17 protein-coding genes and 1 riboswitch are annotated in these 18,150 nt (G+C 61.2%); of the genes, 10 read left to right on the top strand and 7 right to left on the bottom strand.

Annotation, left to right across the window (positions count from 1 at the left end; all coding sequences use genetic code 11):
* Positions 1 to 123 precede the first annotated feature (123 nt).
* From BLT69_RS00615 to BLT69_RS00595, 5 genes are all read right to left on the bottom strand, one after another.
* Positions 124 to 1,038 carry a MetQ/NlpA family ABC transporter substrate-binding protein gene (locus BLT69_RS00615; RefSeq protein WP_257590348.1) on the bottom strand — a complete coding sequence of 305 codons (915 nt, stop codon included), beginning with the start codon at positions 1,036 to 1,038 and terminating at the stop codon, positions 124 to 126.
* Between the two features lie 220 nt (positions 1,039 to 1,258).
* A complete protein-coding gene (locus BLT69_RS00610; protein ID WP_371935795.1) occupies positions 1,259 to 2,002 on the bottom strand; it encodes a methionine ABC transporter permease in 744 nt (247 codons plus the stop codon).
* A gap of 2 nt (positions 2,003 to 2,004) precedes the next feature.
* Complete coding sequence (locus BLT69_RS00605) at positions 2,005 to 2,997, bottom strand: methionine ABC transporter ATP-binding protein (RefSeq protein ID WP_070728038.1); 993 nt, start codon at positions 2,995 to 2,997, stop codon at positions 2,005 to 2,007.
* A 4-nt stretch (positions 2,998 to 3,001) separates the two neighbouring features.
* A riboswitch (SAM riboswitch) is annotated at positions 3,002 to 3,092 on the bottom strand.
* A gap of 61 nt (positions 3,093 to 3,153) precedes the next feature.
* Positions 3,154 to 3,609 carry a fluoride efflux transporter FluC gene (locus tag BLT69_RS00600; protein ID WP_092648082.1) on the bottom strand — a complete coding sequence of 152 codons (456 nt, stop codon included), beginning with the start codon at positions 3,607 to 3,609 and terminating at the stop codon, positions 3,154 to 3,156.
* On the bottom strand, positions 3,606 to 4,088 hold the full coding sequence (locus BLT69_RS00595; RefSeq protein WP_092648081.1) for a fluoride efflux transporter FluC: 483 nt from the start codon (positions 4,086 to 4,088) through the stop codon (positions 3,606 to 3,608). Before BLT69_RS00595 ends, BLT69_RS00600 begins: the two co-directional genes overlap by 4 nt.
* Before the next feature lie 74 nt (positions 4,089 to 4,162).
* Between BLT69_RS00595 and BLT69_RS00590 the strand changes: the two genes are divergently transcribed.
* The 10 genes from BLT69_RS00590 (at position 4,163) to BLT69_RS00545 (ending at position 16,385) form a co-directional block, all read left to right on the top strand.
* The gene (locus BLT69_RS00590) at positions 4,163 to 4,996 is read left to right on the top strand and encodes a hypothetical protein (protein WP_092648080.1); all 834 of its coding nucleotides are present in this window, start codon (positions 4,163 to 4,165) and stop codon (positions 4,994 to 4,996) included.
* A gap of 124 nt (positions 4,997 to 5,120) precedes the next feature.
* Positions 5,121 to 5,642 (top strand): GNAT family N-acetyltransferase, encoded by a 522-nt coding sequence (locus BLT69_RS00585; RefSeq protein ID WP_257590347.1) that lies wholly within the window; start codon positions 5,121 to 5,123, stop codon positions 5,640 to 5,642.
* A gap of 464 nt (positions 5,643 to 6,106) precedes the next feature.
* Positions 6,107 to 6,370: a glutaredoxin-like protein NrdH gene (gene nrdH / locus BLT69_RS00580; protein ID WP_058237674.1), complete on the top strand. Its 264-nt coding sequence runs from the start codon at positions 6,107 to 6,109 to the stop codon at positions 6,368 to 6,370.
* A 169-nt stretch (positions 6,371 to 6,539) separates the two neighbouring features.
* Positions 6,540 to 6,965, top strand: a complete 426-nt coding sequence (gene nrdI, locus BLT69_RS00575; protein ID WP_058237673.1) for a class Ib ribonucleoside-diphosphate reductase assembly flavoprotein NrdI — start codon at positions 6,540 to 6,542, stop codon at positions 6,963 to 6,965.
* Complete coding sequence (nrdE, locus tag BLT69_RS00570; RefSeq protein WP_058237672.1) at positions 6,926 to 9,079, top strand: class 1b ribonucleoside-diphosphate reductase subunit alpha; 2,154 nt, start codon at positions 6,926 to 6,928, stop codon at positions 9,077 to 9,079. Before nrdI ends, nrdE begins: the two co-directional genes overlap by 40 nt.
* A 122-nt stretch (positions 9,080 to 9,201) precedes the next feature.
* Positions 9,202 to 9,825 (top strand): hypothetical protein, encoded by a 624-nt coding sequence (locus tag BLT69_RS00565; protein ID WP_092648079.1) that lies wholly within the window; start codon positions 9,202 to 9,204, stop codon positions 9,823 to 9,825.
* A 167-nt stretch (positions 9,826 to 9,992) separates the two neighbouring features.
* Positions 9,993 to 11,747 carry an ABC-ATPase domain-containing protein gene (locus tag BLT69_RS00560; protein WP_058237670.1) on the top strand — a complete coding sequence of 585 codons (1,755 nt, stop codon included), beginning with the start codon at positions 9,993 to 9,995 and terminating at the stop codon, positions 11,745 to 11,747.
* A 44-nt stretch (positions 11,748 to 11,791) separates the two neighbouring features.
* On the top strand, positions 11,792 to 12,691 hold the full coding sequence (locus BLT69_RS00555) for a sulfite exporter TauE/SafE family protein (RefSeq protein ID WP_092648078.1): 900 nt from the start codon (positions 11,792 to 11,794) through the stop codon (positions 12,689 to 12,691).
* A 318-nt stretch (positions 12,692 to 13,009) separates the two neighbouring features.
* The gene (locus BLT69_RS00550) at positions 13,010 to 15,475 is read left to right on the top strand and encodes a prolyl oligopeptidase family serine peptidase (protein ID WP_092648077.1); all 2,466 of its coding nucleotides are present in this window, start codon (positions 13,010 to 13,012) and stop codon (positions 15,473 to 15,475) included.
* A complete protein-coding gene (locus tag BLT69_RS00545) occupies positions 15,468 to 16,385 on the top strand; it encodes a ribonuclease H family protein (protein ID WP_092648076.1) in 918 nt (305 codons plus the stop codon). The genes BLT69_RS00550 and BLT69_RS00545 overlap by 8 nt, the downstream gene beginning before the upstream one ends.
* 35 nt (positions 16,386 to 16,420) lie before the next feature.
* On the opposite strand, the gene BLT69_RS00540 is transcribed toward BLT69_RS00545, so the two are convergent.
* Positions 16,421 to 17,143: a response regulator transcription factor gene (locus tag BLT69_RS00540; RefSeq protein ID WP_092648075.1), complete on the bottom strand. Its 723-nt coding sequence runs from the start codon at positions 17,141 to 17,143 to the stop codon at positions 16,421 to 16,423.
* Positions 17,143 to 18,093, bottom strand: a complete 951-nt coding sequence (locus BLT69_RS00535) for a sensor histidine kinase (RefSeq protein WP_257590422.1) — start codon at positions 18,091 to 18,093, stop codon at positions 17,143 to 17,145. Before BLT69_RS00535 ends, BLT69_RS00540 begins: the two co-directional genes overlap by 1 nt.
* Positions 18,094 to 18,150 lie beyond the last annotated feature (57 nt).

Raw genomic sequence — 18,150 nt, 5'->3', positions numbered from 1 at the left:
TGTTATGAAGTTTCTCCCTTGAATGGCAGCTACCGCGTAAAGCAGTGGCTGCCGTTACTATCAGGAGGACAGCCCTATCTGGCACTGCTCAGCACACTGTCTGGAGCAGTGCCAGCAAGCTGCTTAGAACGCGGGAAGGACGGTGCCGTCTGACCAGTTCTCTTCGAAGAAGGTGCGGACCTCGTCGGAGTGCAGCAGCTCGTCAAGCTTCTTCACACCTTCGAGCTTGTCACCAGACAGATCTTTCTTCCACACGAGCAAGTTGGTGTACGGGCTTCCCTTACCCTGCTCGGCAACCAGTGCGTCACCATTGATGGTCAGGCCACCTTCCTGCGCGAAGTTACCGTTGATCACGGCGATGTCAACGTCAGACAGTGAACGTACCAGCTGTGCGCCTTCGGCTTCAAAGAACTCGAAGTTCTTGAGCTTTTCAACAGAGTTGATGTTGGCTGCCTCGTCACCCTCGGCAATCTTGACGAATCCGTTGGCTTCAAGCAGTTCGAGTGCACGACGCTGGTTGGTCACATCAGAGATGATGCCGATCTTGCCGCCATCGGGGAAATCCTTCAGGTCCTTGATCTTCTCGGAGAAGATACCGAGCGGCTCGATGTGGACGCCCTCGCCCTGGTCGAACTCATAGCCGAATTCCTTGACCTGGTCATCCAGGAAGTTCGGGGTCTGGTAGAAGTTCGCATCCAGGTCACCGCTGTTCAGCGCAACGTTCGGCTGATGGTAGTCGGTGTACTCGACGATCTCCAGGTTAATGCCAGCTTCAGCAGCCAGGTTGTCCTGAATAAAGTGCAGGACTTTGGCGTGAGGTGAAGGGCTGGCGCCGACGGTCAGGTTGATGACGTCACCGCTTGCGCCGCCTGCTTCGCCTGATGCTGCTGCGTCAGCCGAGCCGCTGGTGGCTGATTCCGTTGAGTTGCCGCCGCCGCAGCCTGCCAGAGCGAAGGATGCTGCCAGGCCACACACTGCGAGGGCCTTGAAAGAGCGTGTGTTCAGATGAGATAGACGCATGAGAGTTTCTCCAATCATGTTGCCGGTCTGCCAATGCAGACCGTTTCTAAATTCAGAATGGTCAAGTTTTCAGGTTTTTTCAATTGCGCTGAAGCATGTGAGATGAACGAGGGTGACGTTCCCGTTGATGCAATGCACTCCACTCATGTTGCAGGCGTATTGCGGGTCAGATGCGACGGGTGCCGCGCATGAAATCTGATGCGGGCAGTGCCCGCGGTGTGTGCCGGCTGGTAGTGCCTCAGCGGTGGTCCACCAGCCGGCTGATCATGTCACCCATCATCTGGATCACCTGGACGATGATGATGATCGCAACGACTGCGCACAGCATGACGTCGGGCATGAATTGGTTGTAGCCGTAGTTGATGGCCAGCTTTCCAAGGCCACCGGCACCGACCGCTCCGGCCATTGCCGAGTAGCCGATCAACGTGATCGCCAGGACAGTCACCGACTGGATCAGGGCAGGCAGAGCTTCGCGAACCTGGACACCCCAGTAGATGCGCTGGTTGGATGCGCCCATCATTTGGGCTGCTTCAATCTTGCCGCGTGAAACGGCCAGCACGTTTGTTTCCACCAGTCGTGCAAAGAACGGGATGGCACCAATAATCAGGGACGGCATCGCGGCTTTCCAGCCGAGCGTGGTTCCCACCAGGAACCTGGTCAGCGGCACAATCGCGATCAGCAGGATGATGAATGGGAATGAGCGGCCGACGTTGACGATCACGCCGAGAACCTGGTGCACGATGCGGTTGGGCGTGAGCCCGTGGCGCGACGTGTTGACGACCAGCAGTCCAAGCGGCAAGCCGAAGATCACGGTCACCAGTGTGGCGACGCCGGTCATCACAAGAGTTTCCCACACTGCCGGCAGGAACTGCTTGGTCAGTGCCGGGTTGTCACCCCAGGTGGGTTTGTCTGCTGCAATCGACATCATGGCGGACTGAAATTGTGCAACACCGATGTGGGCAGCAAGCAGTACATGATTCATGATCATGCCAGCCTTTCAGTCGCGTAGATACCTTGGTCATGAAGCTGTTGAAGGATCTGCTGAGTGTGGTAGCGCGGCACTGACAGCGCCAGGCGTCCCACCTGTGTTGATCCGATGGACTCGAAAACCCCTGCGGTCACGTCGGCACCCATCGACGCGCTCATGTTGAGCACGCTGGCACCGGTGGGCACACCGGGGCTTGAAGTGAAAATCAGGTCCAGCAGCGCGCGGTCTTCCGGGATCACGGCATCGTCCACGTTCGGCAAGGGGACCAGTTCCTGAGCCAACGGCGAGGACGGATCCTTCATGATCTCTTCGATCGTTCCACTCTGGAGGACGCCGCCGTGGTTGAGCAGTGTCACCGAGTCACAGATTTCGCGTACAACCGCCATCTCGTGCGTGATGATCACAATCGTCACACCCAGTGAGTCGCGCAGGTCGCGCAGCAGATCGAGGATCTGGCCGGTTGAGTCCTGATCGAGTGCGGAGGTCGGCTCATCACATAGCAGCACTGCCGGAGTTCCAGCCAGGCCGCGCGCAATGCCGACGCGTTGCCGCTGGCCCCCTGACAGTTGCGACGGATAGGAGCCGCCGCGTCCCTGCAGCCCCACCATGGTCAGGAGTTCTTCAACGCGCTCGTCGATTTCTTTCTTCGGGCGACGCGCAATCTGCAGCGGGTATGCAATGTTTTCTGCCGCCGTGCGCGCATCGAGCAGGTTGGCTGCCTGAAACACCATGCCGAAGTTCCGGCGAGCCTGACGCAGTTTCGCTCCGCGCAGCTGAGTCATGTCAACGTCGTTGACCACGATTTCACCACTGGTTGGGCGTTCGAGGGCGGTCAGACAGCGGATCAGTGTGGATTTTCCGGCCCCCGATTGACCCACGATTCCGTGAATCGAGCCCGCATCGACGTGCAGCGTCACGTCATCAAGTGCGACAACGTCATTCCCGCCGCGCAAGTGATACACCTTGCGTACGTCGTGAAGGTCAATCATGGTTCCTCCATCGGTCCTGGCGGAAGCACCCTCTCCGTGACCGGGGGTTGCTGCAGCGTCATCGAGCCAGGTCTCTTAGCTGCTCTGGATGGTCGATCACTACTTTAAAGTGTCGGCGCGTTTAGAGCAAACGTCGCGGCCCAGTCGTGACCATATTCACCCGCCTGCACTCACCGTGGCCAGAGCAAACATCGCGATCGAAGCAGCAGCCGCCCCCACAATGACAGCCACCACGCATAGCGCCCACACACCGACCAGCAGGCTCGCACCAAGGGCCGTGCGGTGGCTTCGCAGCACTTCACACACGTCAACGACGGCGGTGGAAAACGTCGTGAACGCACCGAGGAACCCCACGCCGATCACCGTCCACCAGTGCGGCCATGTCGTCAGAAACGTGAATGCGCCGGCCAGCAGGCATCCGATCACGTTGACCGCCGCGATTCCACATAGTGGACGCAGGAGCTGGGCGCGCGAGCCGGGCACATGTCGACTTATTGACGAGGCAGACGTCGGCGCGTTCAGTCGCCGCGTGATTGCTCCCGACAGCAGCCACCGACAGGTGGCCCCACACCCGCCGGCAAGGGCGGTGAGTATCCACATCAGCGCGCTCATGGCCGCGCCTTTTTTCCGAGCCACCAGCCGGCAGCGGCGACACCTACCCCCAGGACAAGCAGGCCGAGGGTAATGGCACTGCCAGCAAGGATTCTGCCCATCGCGCCCGTCGTGGTGTCGAGCGGAGGGCTGTGGACGAATGTGACTGCGCCAAGCATCATGGTCGAATATGTAGTCAGCGCCCCGCACATACCGGTGCCGATCAGAAGGTTGACGCGAGCGCTCAGCCACCGGCCCGAGCCTGCGCAAAAACCGAGGATAAGCGCGCCCGCAAGATTGCACGCAATGGTCGACCACGCCAGCACCAGCGCCGATAAGGCGGGATGTGCCGCCGCAATATGGTCAAGACTTGCGCGGACGAGGGTACCGATCATGCCACCGAGGAACACGCACGCAATGTCAGCCAGGCGTGCGCGCGAAAGTGCAGGCGTGCGCCGCGAATGGGACTGGTCATCAGAGGCGGTGTGCGCGGATTCCACACGGTCAGCCTAACGCCACGCGTGCCATCATGCCGGCGCGGTAGGGTGAAGTAACCGAGGTAAGGAAGCCAACCATGACACGCGTTTTTTCCAGACGCCAGGTTCGCATCTGGTTCGCAGGGGCCGCATCAGGAGCACTGGCATTGACGCTTGTGGCCTGCTCACCGGACACGGGCGGCAGCGGCGAAGACTCTGGAGCCTCCAGCCAGTCATCCGCCCCTGCCGCCGAACGATCAGACGGCGCGCAATCCGGTGCGCAATCTGATGAGACAGATGGGGACTCCCTCGCCAATGAAGCTGAATTAACGGAAGAGCAGGTGGACGCTGCAGTTGCCGCACCATTGTCTGACGGTCGCACCCTCAAGAACGTTCCCGAGGGTGAGGGCGGTGACGGCGCTGACACCAAGGCGGACCCGACCGGCGCGGCTGAAAGTGATCTGCCACCCGAGGCGATAGAGCCGACTGCGTGCGCGTCGATCCTGTGGCGGCCTCATACTTTCGGAGCTCTGAGCGCCCAATGGCCCCACCGCAGTCTGTATCTTCCGCAGGAAGGCGACGAGCAGGCAGCCGATATGAAGGGGGTTTTCGTTGCTGTCGCACCGTCGGGTGACGAGGCAGCAGAAGCAGTGACTGCCGTTGAGGATCTGGCGGCGCAGTGCTCGCAGTACACGGTCATGATTGGTGGCGGGGCGCCTACGACGCTGGCGTTGTCCAACTGGGATGATGCGGCGATCTCACAGGGATGGGTGCTGGAAACCAGTACGCAGGCTGAGGCGACGGAGCGTGAGGTGACCGTCGGGGCACGCGTTGCCAACGTGCTCATTTCGGTAGGTCCGCAGCCGGCGGATCGTCTCGATGAGGCGAAAGCGCTTGTCAGTCAGATCGCCGGGCAGTTGGCGAACCAGTAACGGAGCCTGATGCGTCAGGCTCGGGTCGCCCCGCGCGCGATGCTGTGGATTCGGCTCGTGCCCCGAGTGTGTAGTCGAGGTGAGTCCGCCCCCAATGAAGCCCGCCCTCAATCAAAGGAGAACTATGACTGACATGACGGCAGATTCGACTCCCCTGATGACCGAACGCCTCTGCCTGCGGCCACCACAGGACGCAGACGTTGACGCTGTCTTTAAGATTCACTCGGACCCGCTGACCTACAGACACCGACCGGAGCTCACGATGAAAGACCGTGACGAAGCCGTGGAACTGACGTCCGCGTGGCAACAGGATTGGCACCAGCACGGCATCGGTTACTTTGTCGTGTTGACTTACGGAGGTGAAACTATCGGTTTCACTGGCGTGCGGCATGCGGTCGAGGGTGACGAGACGGTCCTGAATCTCTACTACCGATTCGCGTCACAGGCGCAGGGCAAGGGGTACGCGACCGAAGCTGCCAGTGCCGCACTCGAATGGGCACGCGACCGCCACCCACAGCTCCCGATCGTGGCGATTATCGACCCCGCGAACACAGCCTCGGCTCGACTTGCTGAAAAGCTCGGACTGCGCCTGGTCCCCGGTGCCGGGGAGGCGGGAGATCATGAAGTCTACCGGCTCCAAGGCTGAGCGAAAGGGACTGTCCCGCAATGAGGGGTCTGACAGCAGGGCCCGATGGCGTTTGAACGATGGCCTGGGACACCGCTGCAGCGCCCGAATGCGCCTATATAGAGGTACGACAACCAGTCCGCCACCCTAGATATAGGGGCGACACGCCGAAGAATCGCAACACGCCCACTAGATATATGGATTGCGCACCACGCTGGGATTCCATCTATCCACAGGCCCGCCCGGAGTTTAAGCTGTCAGATACAGGCCCGCCGTTCGCTGTCCACAGCCTGTCCACAGCGCGATGCACACCATCAGTCAGACACAACATGTAGTGGTCACTTGCACTTGGCGCCACAAGGTGTAGTGTTAATACATCAACGGAGCCACTACGGCTCGGGGTATCAAGAAGGCGCGCAGGACGCGCACCGAACCTGACGATCCCCACCACCTCACAGAGCGCATAGAAGAAAAAGGAGCATCCCATGACCATCACCGTGTACTCGAAGCCGATGTGCGTGCAGTGTGATGCGACCTACCGTGCGCTCGGCAAGCAGGGCCTGGAATACACCTCGATCGACGTGACGCAGGATCCCGAAGCACTCGAATACATTAAGGGACTGGGCTACCAGCAGGCACCCGTTGTGATCGCCGGCGAGGACCACTGGAGCGGCTACCGCCCCGACCGCATCAAAGCTGCTGCGGCAATGGCTGCCGAGGCTGCACCGCTGCGGGTCGCCCAAGCCTGATCAATGCGTGAAGCCCGGCCACCTCGCAGGTGTCGGGCTTTTCCCATGCACAGGTCAGACGCGGAAGGCACGACCGACGGTTCACACCATCCACGGCGCATGCCTCCCTCGGCCCGCAGGCTCACACACTTAACCGGCTCTCACGTCCATATAAGGAGATTCCTCAGTCATGGTGGAGATCGTCTACTTTTCGTCGGCGACGGGGAACACGCGCCGTTTCGTCGAAAAACTGGGCTATCCGGCGCACCGCATCCCTCTTCACCCGCATGATGAATTCCTGCACGTTCACACCGACTTCATTCTGATCACCCCTACCTACGGCGGGGGAAATATCAAAGGAGCTGTGCCCAAACAGGTCATCAAGTTCCTCAACGATGCCACCAACCGCTCATATTGCCGGGGAGTGATCTCTTCAGGCAACACCAATTTCGGACCGGCGTACTGCTTGGCGGGCGATATCATCTCTGCAAAGCTACACGTTCCCCATATGTATAAGTTCGAGCTTCTCGGCACGTCCGAGGATGTCTCCCGAGTCCGCGAAGGATTGAAGGAATTTTGGTCGAAAATCTCACCGACACCGGCCCAGAAGAGTTGAGCACTGACCTCGACTACCATGCGCTGAATGCCCAGCTCAACCTGTATGACGAGAACGGCAAGATTCAGTTCGAAGCGGACCGTCAGGCGGCTCGCCAGTACTTTCTCCAGCACGTCAACAAGAACACCGTGTTCTTCCACGACCTCGAAGAAAAACTCGAGTACCTGGTGCGCGAAGGCTACTACGAGGGCGACGTGCTCGAGCAGTACGAGCCTCAGGACATCAAGGACCTGTACAAGCAGGCCTACGCCTACAAGTTCCGCTTTCAAACGTTCCTGGGCGCATTCAAGTACTACACGTCGTACACGCTGAAAACATTCGACGGCAAACGGTACCTGGAACGCTTCGAGGATCGCGTTGTCATCGTGGCAATGTACCTGGCGCGCGGCGACATCGAACTGGCACGCAAGCTCATCGACGAGATCATGTCAGGACGTTTCCAGCCGGCCACACCCACCTTCCTCAACGCGGGTAAGCGTGCGCGCGGCGAACTGGTCTCCTGCTTCCTGATCCGCGTCGAAGACAACATGGAGTCCATCGCCCGAGGCGTGAACTCCGCTTTGCAGCTGTCCAAGCGTGGTGGCGGCGTGGCACTGTCACTGACGAACCTGCGCGAAGCGGGCGCACCGATCAAACGCATCGAGCATCAGTCCAGCGGTGTTGTTCCCGTGATGAAACTGCTGGAAGATTCGTTCTCCTATGCGAACCAGCTGGGTGCGCGCCAGGGCGCGGGAGCCGTCTACCTGCACGCCCATCACCCGGACATCATGTCCTTCCTGGACACGAAGCGTGAGAACGCGGACGAGAAGATCCGTATCAAGACGCTCTCCCTGGGTGTCGTCATCCCGGATATTACGTTCGAACTCGCGCGCGCCAACGAGGATATGTACCTGTTCAGCCCCTACGACGTCGAACGCGTCTACGGCAAGCCGTTCAGCGAAATTTCCGTGACCGAGAAGTACCGCGAAATGGTCGATGACGGGCGTATCCACAAGAAGAAGATCAACGCCCGCCGCTTCTTCCAGACACTGGCTGAAATCCAGTTCGAATCCGGCTACCCGTACATCGTCTTCGAAGACACCGTCAACCGCGCCAACCCGATCAAGGGCCGCATCACGATGTCGAACCTGTGCTCGGAAATCCTGCAGGTCTCCGAAGCCTCCGAGTTCAACGAAGATCTGACGTATTCGCACGTGGGCAAGGATATTTCGTGTAACCTCGGATCCCTGAACATTGCCAAGACGATGGATTCGCCCAACTTCTCGCAAACCATCGAGACGGCGGTTCGTGGCCTGACGGCAGTGTCCGACCTGTCCAATATCCAGTCCGTGCCCTCCATTGCGCGCGGCAACGCCATGAGCCACGCGATCGGTCTGGGACAGATGAACCTGCACGGATACCTTGCGCGCGAACGCGTGCACTACGGCTCCGAAGAAGCACTCGACTTCACGAACATGTACTTTCTGGCCGTGGCGTTTGAGGCGATCAAGGCGTCGTGCATGATTGCGCGCGAACGCGGTGAAAAGTTCGTCGGCTTTGAAGATTCCGACTACGCCAGTGGCACGTACTTCGACAAGTACATCAACGGCACGTGGGAGCCGACAACGGATAAGTGCCGTGAACTGCTCGCCAAATCCTCGATCCACATTCCGACCCAGGAAGACTGGAAGGCACTGGCAGCGGACGTGGCGAAGTACGGCATGTACAACCAGAACCTGCAGGCCGTTCCTCCCACCGGGTCGATCAGCTACATCAACAACGCGACCTCGTCGATCCACCCGATCGTCTCCAAGATCGAGATCCGCAAGGAAGGCAAGATCGGCCGCGTGTACTACCCGGCGCCCTACATGACCAACGACAACGTTGAGTACTACGAGGATGCCTACGAAATCGGCCCTGAAAAGATCATTGACACCTACGCGGTTGCCACGCAGCACGTTGACCAGGGACTGTCGCTGACACTGTTCTACCCGAACACCGTGACCTCACGTGACGTCAACAAGTCCTACATTCGTGCGTGGCGCAAGGGCATCAAGACCATGTATTACATGCGGATCCGTCAACAGGCTCTGGAAGGCACCGAAGTCGAAGGCTGCGTTTCCTGCATGTTGTAGGCATGCGCCAGGCTTTCAGTTCCTCGGCTCTTTGAGGCACCTGCGGTCGCCCTCGTCGATTTTTCACCTTCGACGAGGGCGACCCATGTTTTACAATGATCGTGAGCCTAAGGAGGTTTGCCGTGCCGATGTATCAATACGCCACCGATGACAATGACTCGAAACGTTTCGCACCTGATGCTGAGACCGATGAGGCCTCATCCGCTTCACAGTCCCACGCCTCCGATACATCAACTACCCGTCAGACCAACGCCGGCCCATACGAGTCAGCCGGCAGTTCCGGGTCCGGAGACTCAGCAGGATCCGCAACGGCTTCACCGTCATCGTGGCAAAGTTCGGCTCCCCGCTACGGCGCACCGGACACGCATCCGCGATCGGGAGGCACGCCCCAGGGCCAGTACTCACCGTGGACGCCTCAGCAGCAAACTGACGGCCCGCAGGGACCTTACTGGAATGAGCATTCCTCCCAGCAGGTCTACACGGAAATTGAGTCGAACGGGCTGGTGGCGCTGATCCTTTCCATCGTCTCGTTCTTCACGCTGGGCATACTGCTGTCGGTGCCGATGTGGATCTGGAGCCAGTCGATGATCAACAAGGGACGCAGGGCAGGTCTGCCGCTTCAGGCGATGTCACGTGCCCGCATTGCGCGCGGTATCTCAATTGCGGTCACCGTCATCTACATCCTGCTCGGTATCGTCTGCGTGGTGCTGGCCATAGTCGTCGCGATGACGGATCCACAGGTTTAGGCATCGACGAGGGGTCCCATGCGCGGCTGGCCTGATATTGCCGCCAGATCGGCCGGTGGTGGCACCCATGCGCGGCTGGCCTGAGACTGCCGCCAAAGCAGCCGATGGTGACAAACCCGGCGCAGCTGACGTTCGTGTCCGGACGCGTGAAGCCGTAGGCTGGGATCATGACTCCTCGACCCCATACTCCTATCCGACGTCGTTCCGGCACCGATCGAGACCTGATTGAACTGCTGCGCCGCCTGGACGGAAAAAGCTACGGCTCCTACAAGTCAGCAACCGGAGACTGGGATTACGGCGACTTTTCCATCGCCATTGACCGCGTCCAGTCCGACCCGTACGCACCGCCATCGGCTGTGCGCGTGATTGCCTCACCACAGACAATGGGGATCCCTGACGACTGCCTGTCCACTCACACCCAACGCGTCGCCAGCGCCGACTTCCTGCTGCGCTCTTTTAGCCACGCGATCCGAAAAATGTCCGGCCAAGGATCCGGAGGGGCCGGTCATGGCTCCCCTGTCCAGGTCGCACGCACCGGGCAGGAAATCCTGGAGCGCTCAGCCTGCACCGTGATGCCTGACCGGGTTGAGCTGCGATTCCAGGTCCACATGCCGGCACGTGGGCGCACCATTCAGGGTCTGACAGCCGCCCGGATCTTTGACCAGGACGTGCCAGACATCGTGGTGGAAACCTTCGACTTTGTCTCTGACCAGGCCGACCGGCACCTCGACGAACTGCATCAACACGTTCACACCTACGAGGATTACCAGGCTCTTCAGCAGGCCCTGGTCGACAACAACTGGGTCACATTCGTGGCTGATGATGCGATTCTGGCGCGCAGGTCCGGCGTTTCCGACCTGCCGATGGAGGACGCCGTTCCATTCAGCTCACCGGAATCACTGCGCCGCACAGTGACCTTGCCTCACGCCGGCGAGGTGTCCGGCATGGCGCTCGAGCCGGGCGTGACCGTCATTGTGGGCGGTGGCTATCACGGTAAATCCACCCTGCTCGCCGCGATTCAACGCTCGGTATACGCCCATGTTCCTGCAGATGGCAGGCAATTGGTGGCGACGACGCCCTCGGCAATGAAAGTGCGTGCAGCTGATGGGCGCCCGGTGACGGGCGTAGATGTCTCCGCCTTCATCGCGCATCTGCCGGGCGGTGCGGATACCAGTGACTTTTCCACGCAGAATGCCTCCGGTTCAACCTCCCAGGCCGCAGCCATCGTGGAGGCGGTCGAATTGGGCAGTCCACTGCTCATGCTGGATGAGGACACGTCAGCGACGAACCTGCTGATCCGTGATGCGCGCATGCGTCGCCTTGTTGCGGCCGAACGTGAACCGATCACGCCGCTGGTGGACCGCGTGCGCGCCCTTTTTGATCAGCGCCACGTCTCCACGCTGATGGTCATGGGTGGGTCAGGTGACTACCTCGACATCGCGGACTGCGTGCTGATGATGGACACATATCAGTGCCGGGATGTCACCGACCAGGCTCGTGCGGTGGTGGCGGAGATGCCGCGCGAACGCACAGATGAGGAGGACTTTCCGGTGGGCAGGCCGCGTGTGCTCATGCGGGATCGAGGCAATTCGGGTCGCGGCAAGCCGAAGACCAAGTCGGCGGGCCTCGATACGATCACACTGGACCGACACACCGTGGACGTGTCCGACGTGGAGCAGATTGTGGATGCGGGCCAGACTGAAGCGATCGCGTGGGCGTTGCGCACCGTGCTGGATGACCTCGCAGACGGTGAGCACTCCATCGATCAGGAGCTGGAGCGCCTCGACGAGATGATCGGTGAGCAAAGCCTGGACGTGTTGACGAAGGATCGAGGCAGGCCGTGGCCGGCGTTCCTGGTGCGGCCGCGTCCCATTGACATCGGTGCTGCCGTCAACCGGTATCGCGCTCTGACCATGCGCTGAGCTGGGCGGGTGGTCAGGTCAGCAGTCAGGGCAGGTCAGGTCTTGTGGGTATTGCAGCGCTTCTCGCCGTCACCGTCGCAGGGGTGGTGGCCGGTGCGATCAACACGATCATCGGGTCAGGATCACTGGTCACCTACCCGGTGATGGTGCTGCTCGGCGTCCCCCCGATCAGCGCCAATGTGGCGAACACGGTCGGTTTGGCACCCGGCGCAGTGGCCGGCGCCTATTCCTACCGCACATTCATGCACGAGGGAGACTCCGCCGCTGCTGTTTCTGCGCCGTCAGCATTTACTCTGTCGCGCGGCCACATCGGTGGCCTGTCGCTGTGCGCCACTGGCGGGGCGCTCATTGGTGCCGGCCTGTTGCTGCGCGTATCTGCCAGCACGTTTACCCTCATCGTGCCGTTCCTTATTGCCCTGGCGACTGTCCTGGTTGCGTGCCAGCCGCGCCTTGCCCGGATGGTGAGCGCACATGATGACGGCTCGGGGGCGCTGCCCGTGTCCTCTGCGCGACTGGGTGTACTGGCTCTGTTGGTGGTGTGCGGCGCAGTGTATGGCGGGTTCTTTTCCGCTGCTCAGGGGATCATTTTCCTGGCGATTCTGGGAGTTTTCCTACCCGGCAGCATCCATACGCACAACGCTCTGAAGAATCTGCTGCAAGCGATCGTCAACGTTGTCGCAGCGTTGTTCTTCATTGTCGTCGCCATCGCAGTGGCTGCGGGGGCGCAGGATCCGACGCTATCGGTCACTTCACCCCTGTCCGGCACTCTCGATACTCGCACGTGGATCGCTGCTGCCTGCGTGGCGGTCGGATCGCTCATTGGTTCTCCGCTGGGAGCGTGGATCGGTGTGAGGATTCCGGCGCGAGTGCTGCGAATCAGCGTGGTGATCTTCGGCGCGTGCATGGCCGTTCTTATGGCAGTGCGCGCGTGCACAATCCCCTAAAAAGTCGCAGTTTTTTGCACAATCCCCTAGCTAAACAACGGACGGGACCACCCTCGACAATCCGAACACCTCCCGACCTGCAGCTTTGAAAACGAGGCGGAAATGCGGCGCGTTAGATCTAGGGGATTGTGCATCCTGAAGGGTCAGATTTAGGGGGTTGTGCACCTTGGGGGCTTAAATCTAGGGGGTTGTGTACCTTGGGGGCTTAAATCTAGGGCATCGTGCACGCGGATGACACGAGGCTCGGCCCGAGGCAGCACCTCCAGCCCTGGCGCCCGCATCGAACCGGCGCGCTGTCAAGCGTCTACACTGACAGCCATGCACCACTCTTCCGCGCCATCTGACAACAAACAGCACCACGACGCAGGCATCCAGCCGCCGCGAGCGCAGGCTCAGCCACCCGTTCCGCCGCGAGCGCAGGCTCAGCCACCCGTTCCGCCGCGAGCGCAGGCTCAGCCACCCGTTCCGCCGCGAGCACAGTCCCGGCCATTGGATCCGCCGCGTTCCTTCCACGGTGATTCCTTCGCAGATCCCTTCCAGTGGTTGCGTTGCGCGGACGACCCTGCAGTCATCGACCTGGTGGAAAAGGAAAACGCGTGGGCCGATCACGTCACGGCTCCGCTGCGCGCGCTGAGCGACACGCTGGTCAGCGAGTTCAAGGCGCACACCGTTGAAACCGATGTCACCGTACCGATCCGCATCGGCCAGTACTGGTATTTCGATCGCACCGAAGAAGGCTCACAGTATGTGTCTCATCAGCGCGTGCCGGTCACCCTCGTCAATGACGAATCGCCAGCGCACGTCGACGCCGCCCCACTTTCTCCGCCCACGATCCACGCCGACCGTCCCGCTCCGGGTGAGGAAACCGTCATTGATGAGAACGCTCAGGCTGCGGGCGAAGAGTTCTTTTCTGTGGGCGAGTGGGCGCCCAGCCCGGACGGTACGCGCGTGGCGTGGCTCAAGGACACGAGTGGAGATGAGCGCTACACGCTGGTGGTCACGGATATTGCCTCCGGGCGCACGGTCGATGAGCAGGTCACGAACGTTGGGTACGGCGTGGCATGGTCAGCTGATTCAGCGTCGGTGCTGTACACGCGGGTCGACGATGCCTGGCGCGCATGCCAGGTGTGGCTGCACGTCGTAGGTGAGGATCCAGCGCACGACCGCCGCCTCCTTGACGAGCCGGATGAGCGTTTCGAAGTCTACTTTGAGCAGGCACGTGACCCGAACTGGGTGGTGATTACGTCGGCTTCGACGTCCACCAGCGAGGTATGGCTGTGGCCGACCCTCCAGCCGCACCACATGCCGGTCAGCGTCACAGGCCGCAGGCCGGGCGTCCTGGTCAGCGCAGAACCGGCCGGCGATCACCTCCTGTTGATCCACACCGCCGACAGTCGCGAAGGCAGCCTCGCCATCGCACCGCTTCCGCAGGTCAGGGACGAGGGAGGCGCTGCCGAATCGGTGGATTATTCGACGTGGCACACGCTGATCGAGGCTGACAGCCAGGGACCGCGCCTGCTGGATGTGGAGGCGTATGAGTCGATGTGCGTGATCTCGATGCGTCGCGATGGCCAGACCTGGCTGGACTACATGACGCGCACCGCTCCCACCACGCCCGAAGCCGCCGCTGCGAGTGCGCGTCAACATCGTCCCGACTACGCGCAAATCTGGTCCGAGCCCCGCGCGGTTCTGCCCGGCGCTCACGATAACGGTGCGGTCCTCACGATGAACACTGTGGGTCAACTGGACTGGCACGACCGGCTGATCCTGGTTGAATGCCAGTCGATCACGCAGCCGCCTCGCACGGTCGCCGTGGATCCTCGTGACGGATCCGCACACGTCCTGCGTGAAAAAGCAGTGCCCGGGTGGGATGCCGAGCAGCGCGCCGGCTATGTGGAAGAGCGCGTGTGGGTCACGGCCCGTGATGGCCACACCCGTATCCCGGTCACACTGGTGCACCGCCGCGACGCTGCGTGCGATGGACGTGCAGCAGGCTGGCTGTACGGCTACGGCTCGTATGAGATTTCCAACGACCCGGAGTTTTCCGTGCTGCGCCTGCCGGCCATTCAGCGAGGCGTCGTGTTCGCCCTCGCTCATATTCGTGGCGGCGGTGAGATGGGGCGCTGGTGGTACGAGGATGGCCGGCGCGAGGTGAAAACCCATACGTTCACCGATTTCATCGACGTGGGGCGCTTCCTTGTCGACGCCGGGTGGGTAGCGCCACACCGCCTGATCGCGGAGGGACGTTCGGCTGGCGGCCTGCTCATGGGTGCGGTGACGAATATGGCACCTGACCTGTTCCGGGTGATCTTGGCCGGCGTGCCGTTCGTTGACGCACTGACCTCGATCCTTGATCCCTCGTTGCCGCTGACTGTCGGTGAATGGGAAGAGTGGGGCAATCCGATTGAAGATCGCGAAATCTACACCGTTATGAAGTCGTATTCGCCGTATGAAAATGTTGCCGACGGCGTGGAGTATCCCGCGATTATGGCCTCCACCAGCATTAACGACACGCGCGTGCTCTTCGGTGAGCCGCTGAAGTGGGTGCAGCGCCTGCGCCAGGCCACTGCGGGCAATACGACAGCGGCGGGCCGTGCATCTGAGCTGGGCAGTGCAGCCGTCACAACCACATTTGCCGGTCAGAGCGACCCGACTGAGCGCCCGATCATCATGCGCACCCAGATGGTTGCCGGACACCGCGGCCCGTCCGGACGTTACGGGCATTGGGCCTCCCGCGCCGAAGAGTTCGCTTTCGCCCTCAGTCAGGTGGGAATCAATGAGTGAATCGTCAGATCCGATCCGCGCTGCCGTCGACGGCTCATCGCTTGGAAATCCAGGACCTGCCGGATGGGCGTGGGTCGTGGACCGTGACCACTGGGATGCCGGTGGCTGGCCGTCAGGAACGAACAACCTGGGCGAGCTGACCGCCGTGTTGGAGCTCCTGCGCGCAACCGACACGGATGAGCTGCGCGGCAGACGCCTGGAAATCCTGGCTGATTCACAGTACGCCATTAACGTCATCACCAAGTGGGCACCGTCGTGGAAGAAGAAGGGGTGGCAGAAAGCCGACAAGAAGCCGATCGCGAACCTCGAGGTCATTCAGGAGATTGACCGGCTCATCGCCTCACGCGATGCACACTTCGCGTGGGTGCGCGGCCACGCCGGACATGACCTCAACGAGCTGGCTGACACTCACGCGCGCGGCGCGGCAGAAGCGTACCGCGATGGTCGAGCCCCCGAGCCGGGCCCAGGTTTCGCATCCGTATCCGGCTCAGGTTTTGAGTCCTCACCAGGTTCTGGTTGCGCATCCCCGATTGACGAGGGTGACCCGCCCACCGTTGACTCCGCAGCGACGATACGGCCTCGGCAAAAGAGTCTGATCCGCGCGTGGGCCAGCCTCAACTTCAAGGAGCTTGGCACGTATGAGGCGGAAGGTGCCCGCATTATTGACCATGAGGGACACGATCGCTTAGAGCTGCGTGATGTGCCGATTCGTCCGGGCGAGTCGTGCCGGGTCAGTCGCATCGAGATCTGTGAGGGCGGCGCGAACATGTGGATCGCTACCTTTACGATTTCAGGCAGCGATGCAACGTGGCCAGGCACAATCCGCATCACTCACGTGTGGGCAGGATCCAGTGCTGACACGGCGCGCGTCATCTGGCAGCAGTTCACGCCCGTGGTCGACGCCGGCTAAGCCAGGCCGGCACGAGCGCGACGGTACGCCGGCAATCAGCGCTGCGCGTGCTGCTCAGTCAGGTAGGCCAGCACCGCGCGCACCCGACGGTTCTCCTCACCCGGCTCCATGCCGAGTTTGAGGAAGATGTTCGCCACGTGTTTCGACACGGTTGCCGCCGATACGACCAGTTCATCGGCCAGTTCCGCATTCGACAATCCGCGCGCCATGAGCGCGAGAATCTCCATTTCGCGCTCAGTCAGCGTGGACAGCTTCGACGGCTCGTGCCGCATCAGCTCCGCCGCCACCTCCGGGTCGATCACCACGCCGCCAGCAGCGACAATGTCGAGCGATCGGATGAAGTCAGCCACCCTCGCGACACGGTCTTTGAGCAGGTAGCCAAGACCTCCGGGGGCATCCTCATCCGCATTGCCGGCCGAAGGTGACCCCGCAAACCTGACATCCGAAGCCGGATGGTGGGCGGACTGCGGGTTGAACAGTTCGCGCGCGTAGGCCGGTGCCACATACTGTGACAGCACCACTATTCCCAAACCAGGGTGCTGTCTGCGGATCTCAACTGCTGCACGCAGGCCGTCATCACTCATTCCCGGCGGCATGCGCACATCGGTGATCACCAGGTCCGCGTCGACCTGTCCAACTGCGTCAATCAGCTCCGGCGCTGTGGCGACGTGAACGATGACCTCATGGCCGCGTCGCTCCAGCAGGCCGATAATGCCTTCACGGAAAAGCGTGGAGTCATCTGCCACGATGAGTTTCATCATGCCTCCTTATTGGTGAGGGGTGAGCCGGCTCGTGATGTGACGCTGAATTCGCCGCGCATCAACATGAGCGGAATTCGCCCCGAAATAATGGTCGGGCCACCCTCGGGACTGGACACATCCAGGGAACCGCCGAAAGAGGCCAGCCGTTCACGCATGCCAGCCAGTCCGCCGTCGGCGCGCACGCTTGCTCCTCCAGGACCGTCATCTGTCACTGTGATCTGCAGATTCTCACCGGCGATGACCAGCACGGTGACATGCGCGTGAGGCGCATACTTCGCGGCGTTCGTCAGGCATTCAGCCACCATGAAGTATCCGGCAGCAATCACGCCCTGAGGAATGTCGGGAAGCGGGATGGGTACCTTGACGTCGGCGTCCAGCGGACTGGCGTCCGCCAGGTCTCGCACCGCTGCCTCAAGCCCCAGATCTGACAGCACTTTAGGGTGGATGCCGGCAACTGTGCGACGCAAGGCGGACAGAGCTTTTCCCGTGCGCTGGGCTGCTGATTCGAGGCGTTCGCTGACGCTGCGCATACTCGCGGGATCCACGCTGTCGCCCACTGACAGGTCATCGAGCATCAAAGCCGCTTCCCCGATATCCATTGATGCTGCAACGATGAACTGCTGCGCTCCGTCATGCAGGTCGCGTTCAATGCGGCGGCGCTCAATTTCGAAGGCATTGGCGATGTCTCGGTGCGCGTGCACCACCTCGTCAAAAGCGTCGGGCGCTGCAGGAGCAGTCGAGCGGCGCCACCACGCCCCACCGTCGTGGTCCCTGACCATTGTCCACACGTTGAACAGGCAGGCCGCAAATACGGCGAGTGCGCACACGACCGCCACACCCAGACCAATCCCGGGATTGCTGAGAAACATCATGGCAAACAGGCATGCAGTCAGAGCGCTGAGACATGCGCCTGCTCCGCATAGGAACGCTTTCCATTCATCTCGCATCTGCACACGAACATCCTATAAGCGCCACACGCAGCCCGGAGGGTGACGGCGCGCTCC

It is taken from the genome of Schaalia radingae (genome assembly GCF_900106055.1).
Taxonomy (GTDB): Bacteria; Actinomycetota; Actinomycetes; order Actinomycetales; family Actinomycetaceae; genus Pauljensenia; species Pauljensenia radingae_A.
The sequence above is the reverse complement of the archived record's forward strand: the minus strand, read 5'-3'. Positions and strand labels throughout refer to the sequence as shown.

Excerpts from the sequence above, each read along its gene's own strand:
- BLT69_RS00615 (WP_257590348.1), bottom strand. The coding sequence starts at position 1,038 with ATGATTGGAGAAACTCTCATGCGTCTATCTCATCTGAACACACGCTCT.
- BLT69_RS00610 (WP_371935795.1), bottom strand. The coding sequence starts at position 2,002 with ATGAATCATGTACTGCTTGCTGCCCACATCGGTGTTGCACAATTTCAG.
- BLT69_RS00605 (WP_070728038.1), bottom strand. The coding sequence starts at position 2,997 with ATGATTGACCTTCACGACGTACGCAAGGTGTATCACTTGCGCGGCGGG.
- BLT69_RS00600 (WP_092648082.1), bottom strand. The coding sequence starts at position 3,609 with ATGAGCGCGCTGATGTGGATACTCACCGCCCTTGCCGGCGGGTGTGGG.
- BLT69_RS00590 (WP_092648080.1), top strand. The coding sequence starts at position 4,163 with ATGACACGCGTTTTTTCCAGACGCCAGGTTCGCATCTGGTTCGCAGGG.
- BLT69_RS00585 (WP_257590347.1), top strand. The coding sequence starts at position 5,121 with ATGACTGACATGACGGCAGATTCGACTCCCCTGATGACCGAACGCCTC.
- nrdH (WP_058237674.1), top strand. The coding sequence starts at position 6,107 with ATGACCATCACCGTGTACTCGAAGCCGATGTGCGTGCAGTGTGATGCG.
- nrdI (WP_058237673.1), top strand. The coding sequence starts at position 6,540 with ATGGTGGAGATCGTCTACTTTTCGTCGGCGACGGGGAACACGCGCCGT.
- BLT69_RS00560 (WP_058237670.1), top strand. The coding sequence starts at position 9,993 with ATGACTCCTCGACCCCATACTCCTATCCGACGTCGTTCCGGCACCGAT.
- BLT69_RS00550 (WP_092648077.1), top strand. The coding sequence starts at position 13,010 with ATGCACCACTCTTCCGCGCCATCTGACAACAAACAGCACCACGACGCA.
- BLT69_RS00545 (WP_092648076.1), top strand. The coding sequence starts at position 15,468 with ATGAGTGAATCGTCAGATCCGATCCGCGCTGCCGTCGACGGCTCATCG.
- BLT69_RS00540 (WP_092648075.1), bottom strand. The coding sequence starts at position 17,143 with ATGAAACTCATCGTGGCAGATGACTCCACGCTTTTCCGTGAAGGCATT.
- BLT69_RS00535 (WP_257590422.1), bottom strand. The coding sequence starts at position 18,093 with ATGCGAGATGAATGGAAAGCGTTCCTATGCGGAGCAGGCGCATGTCTC.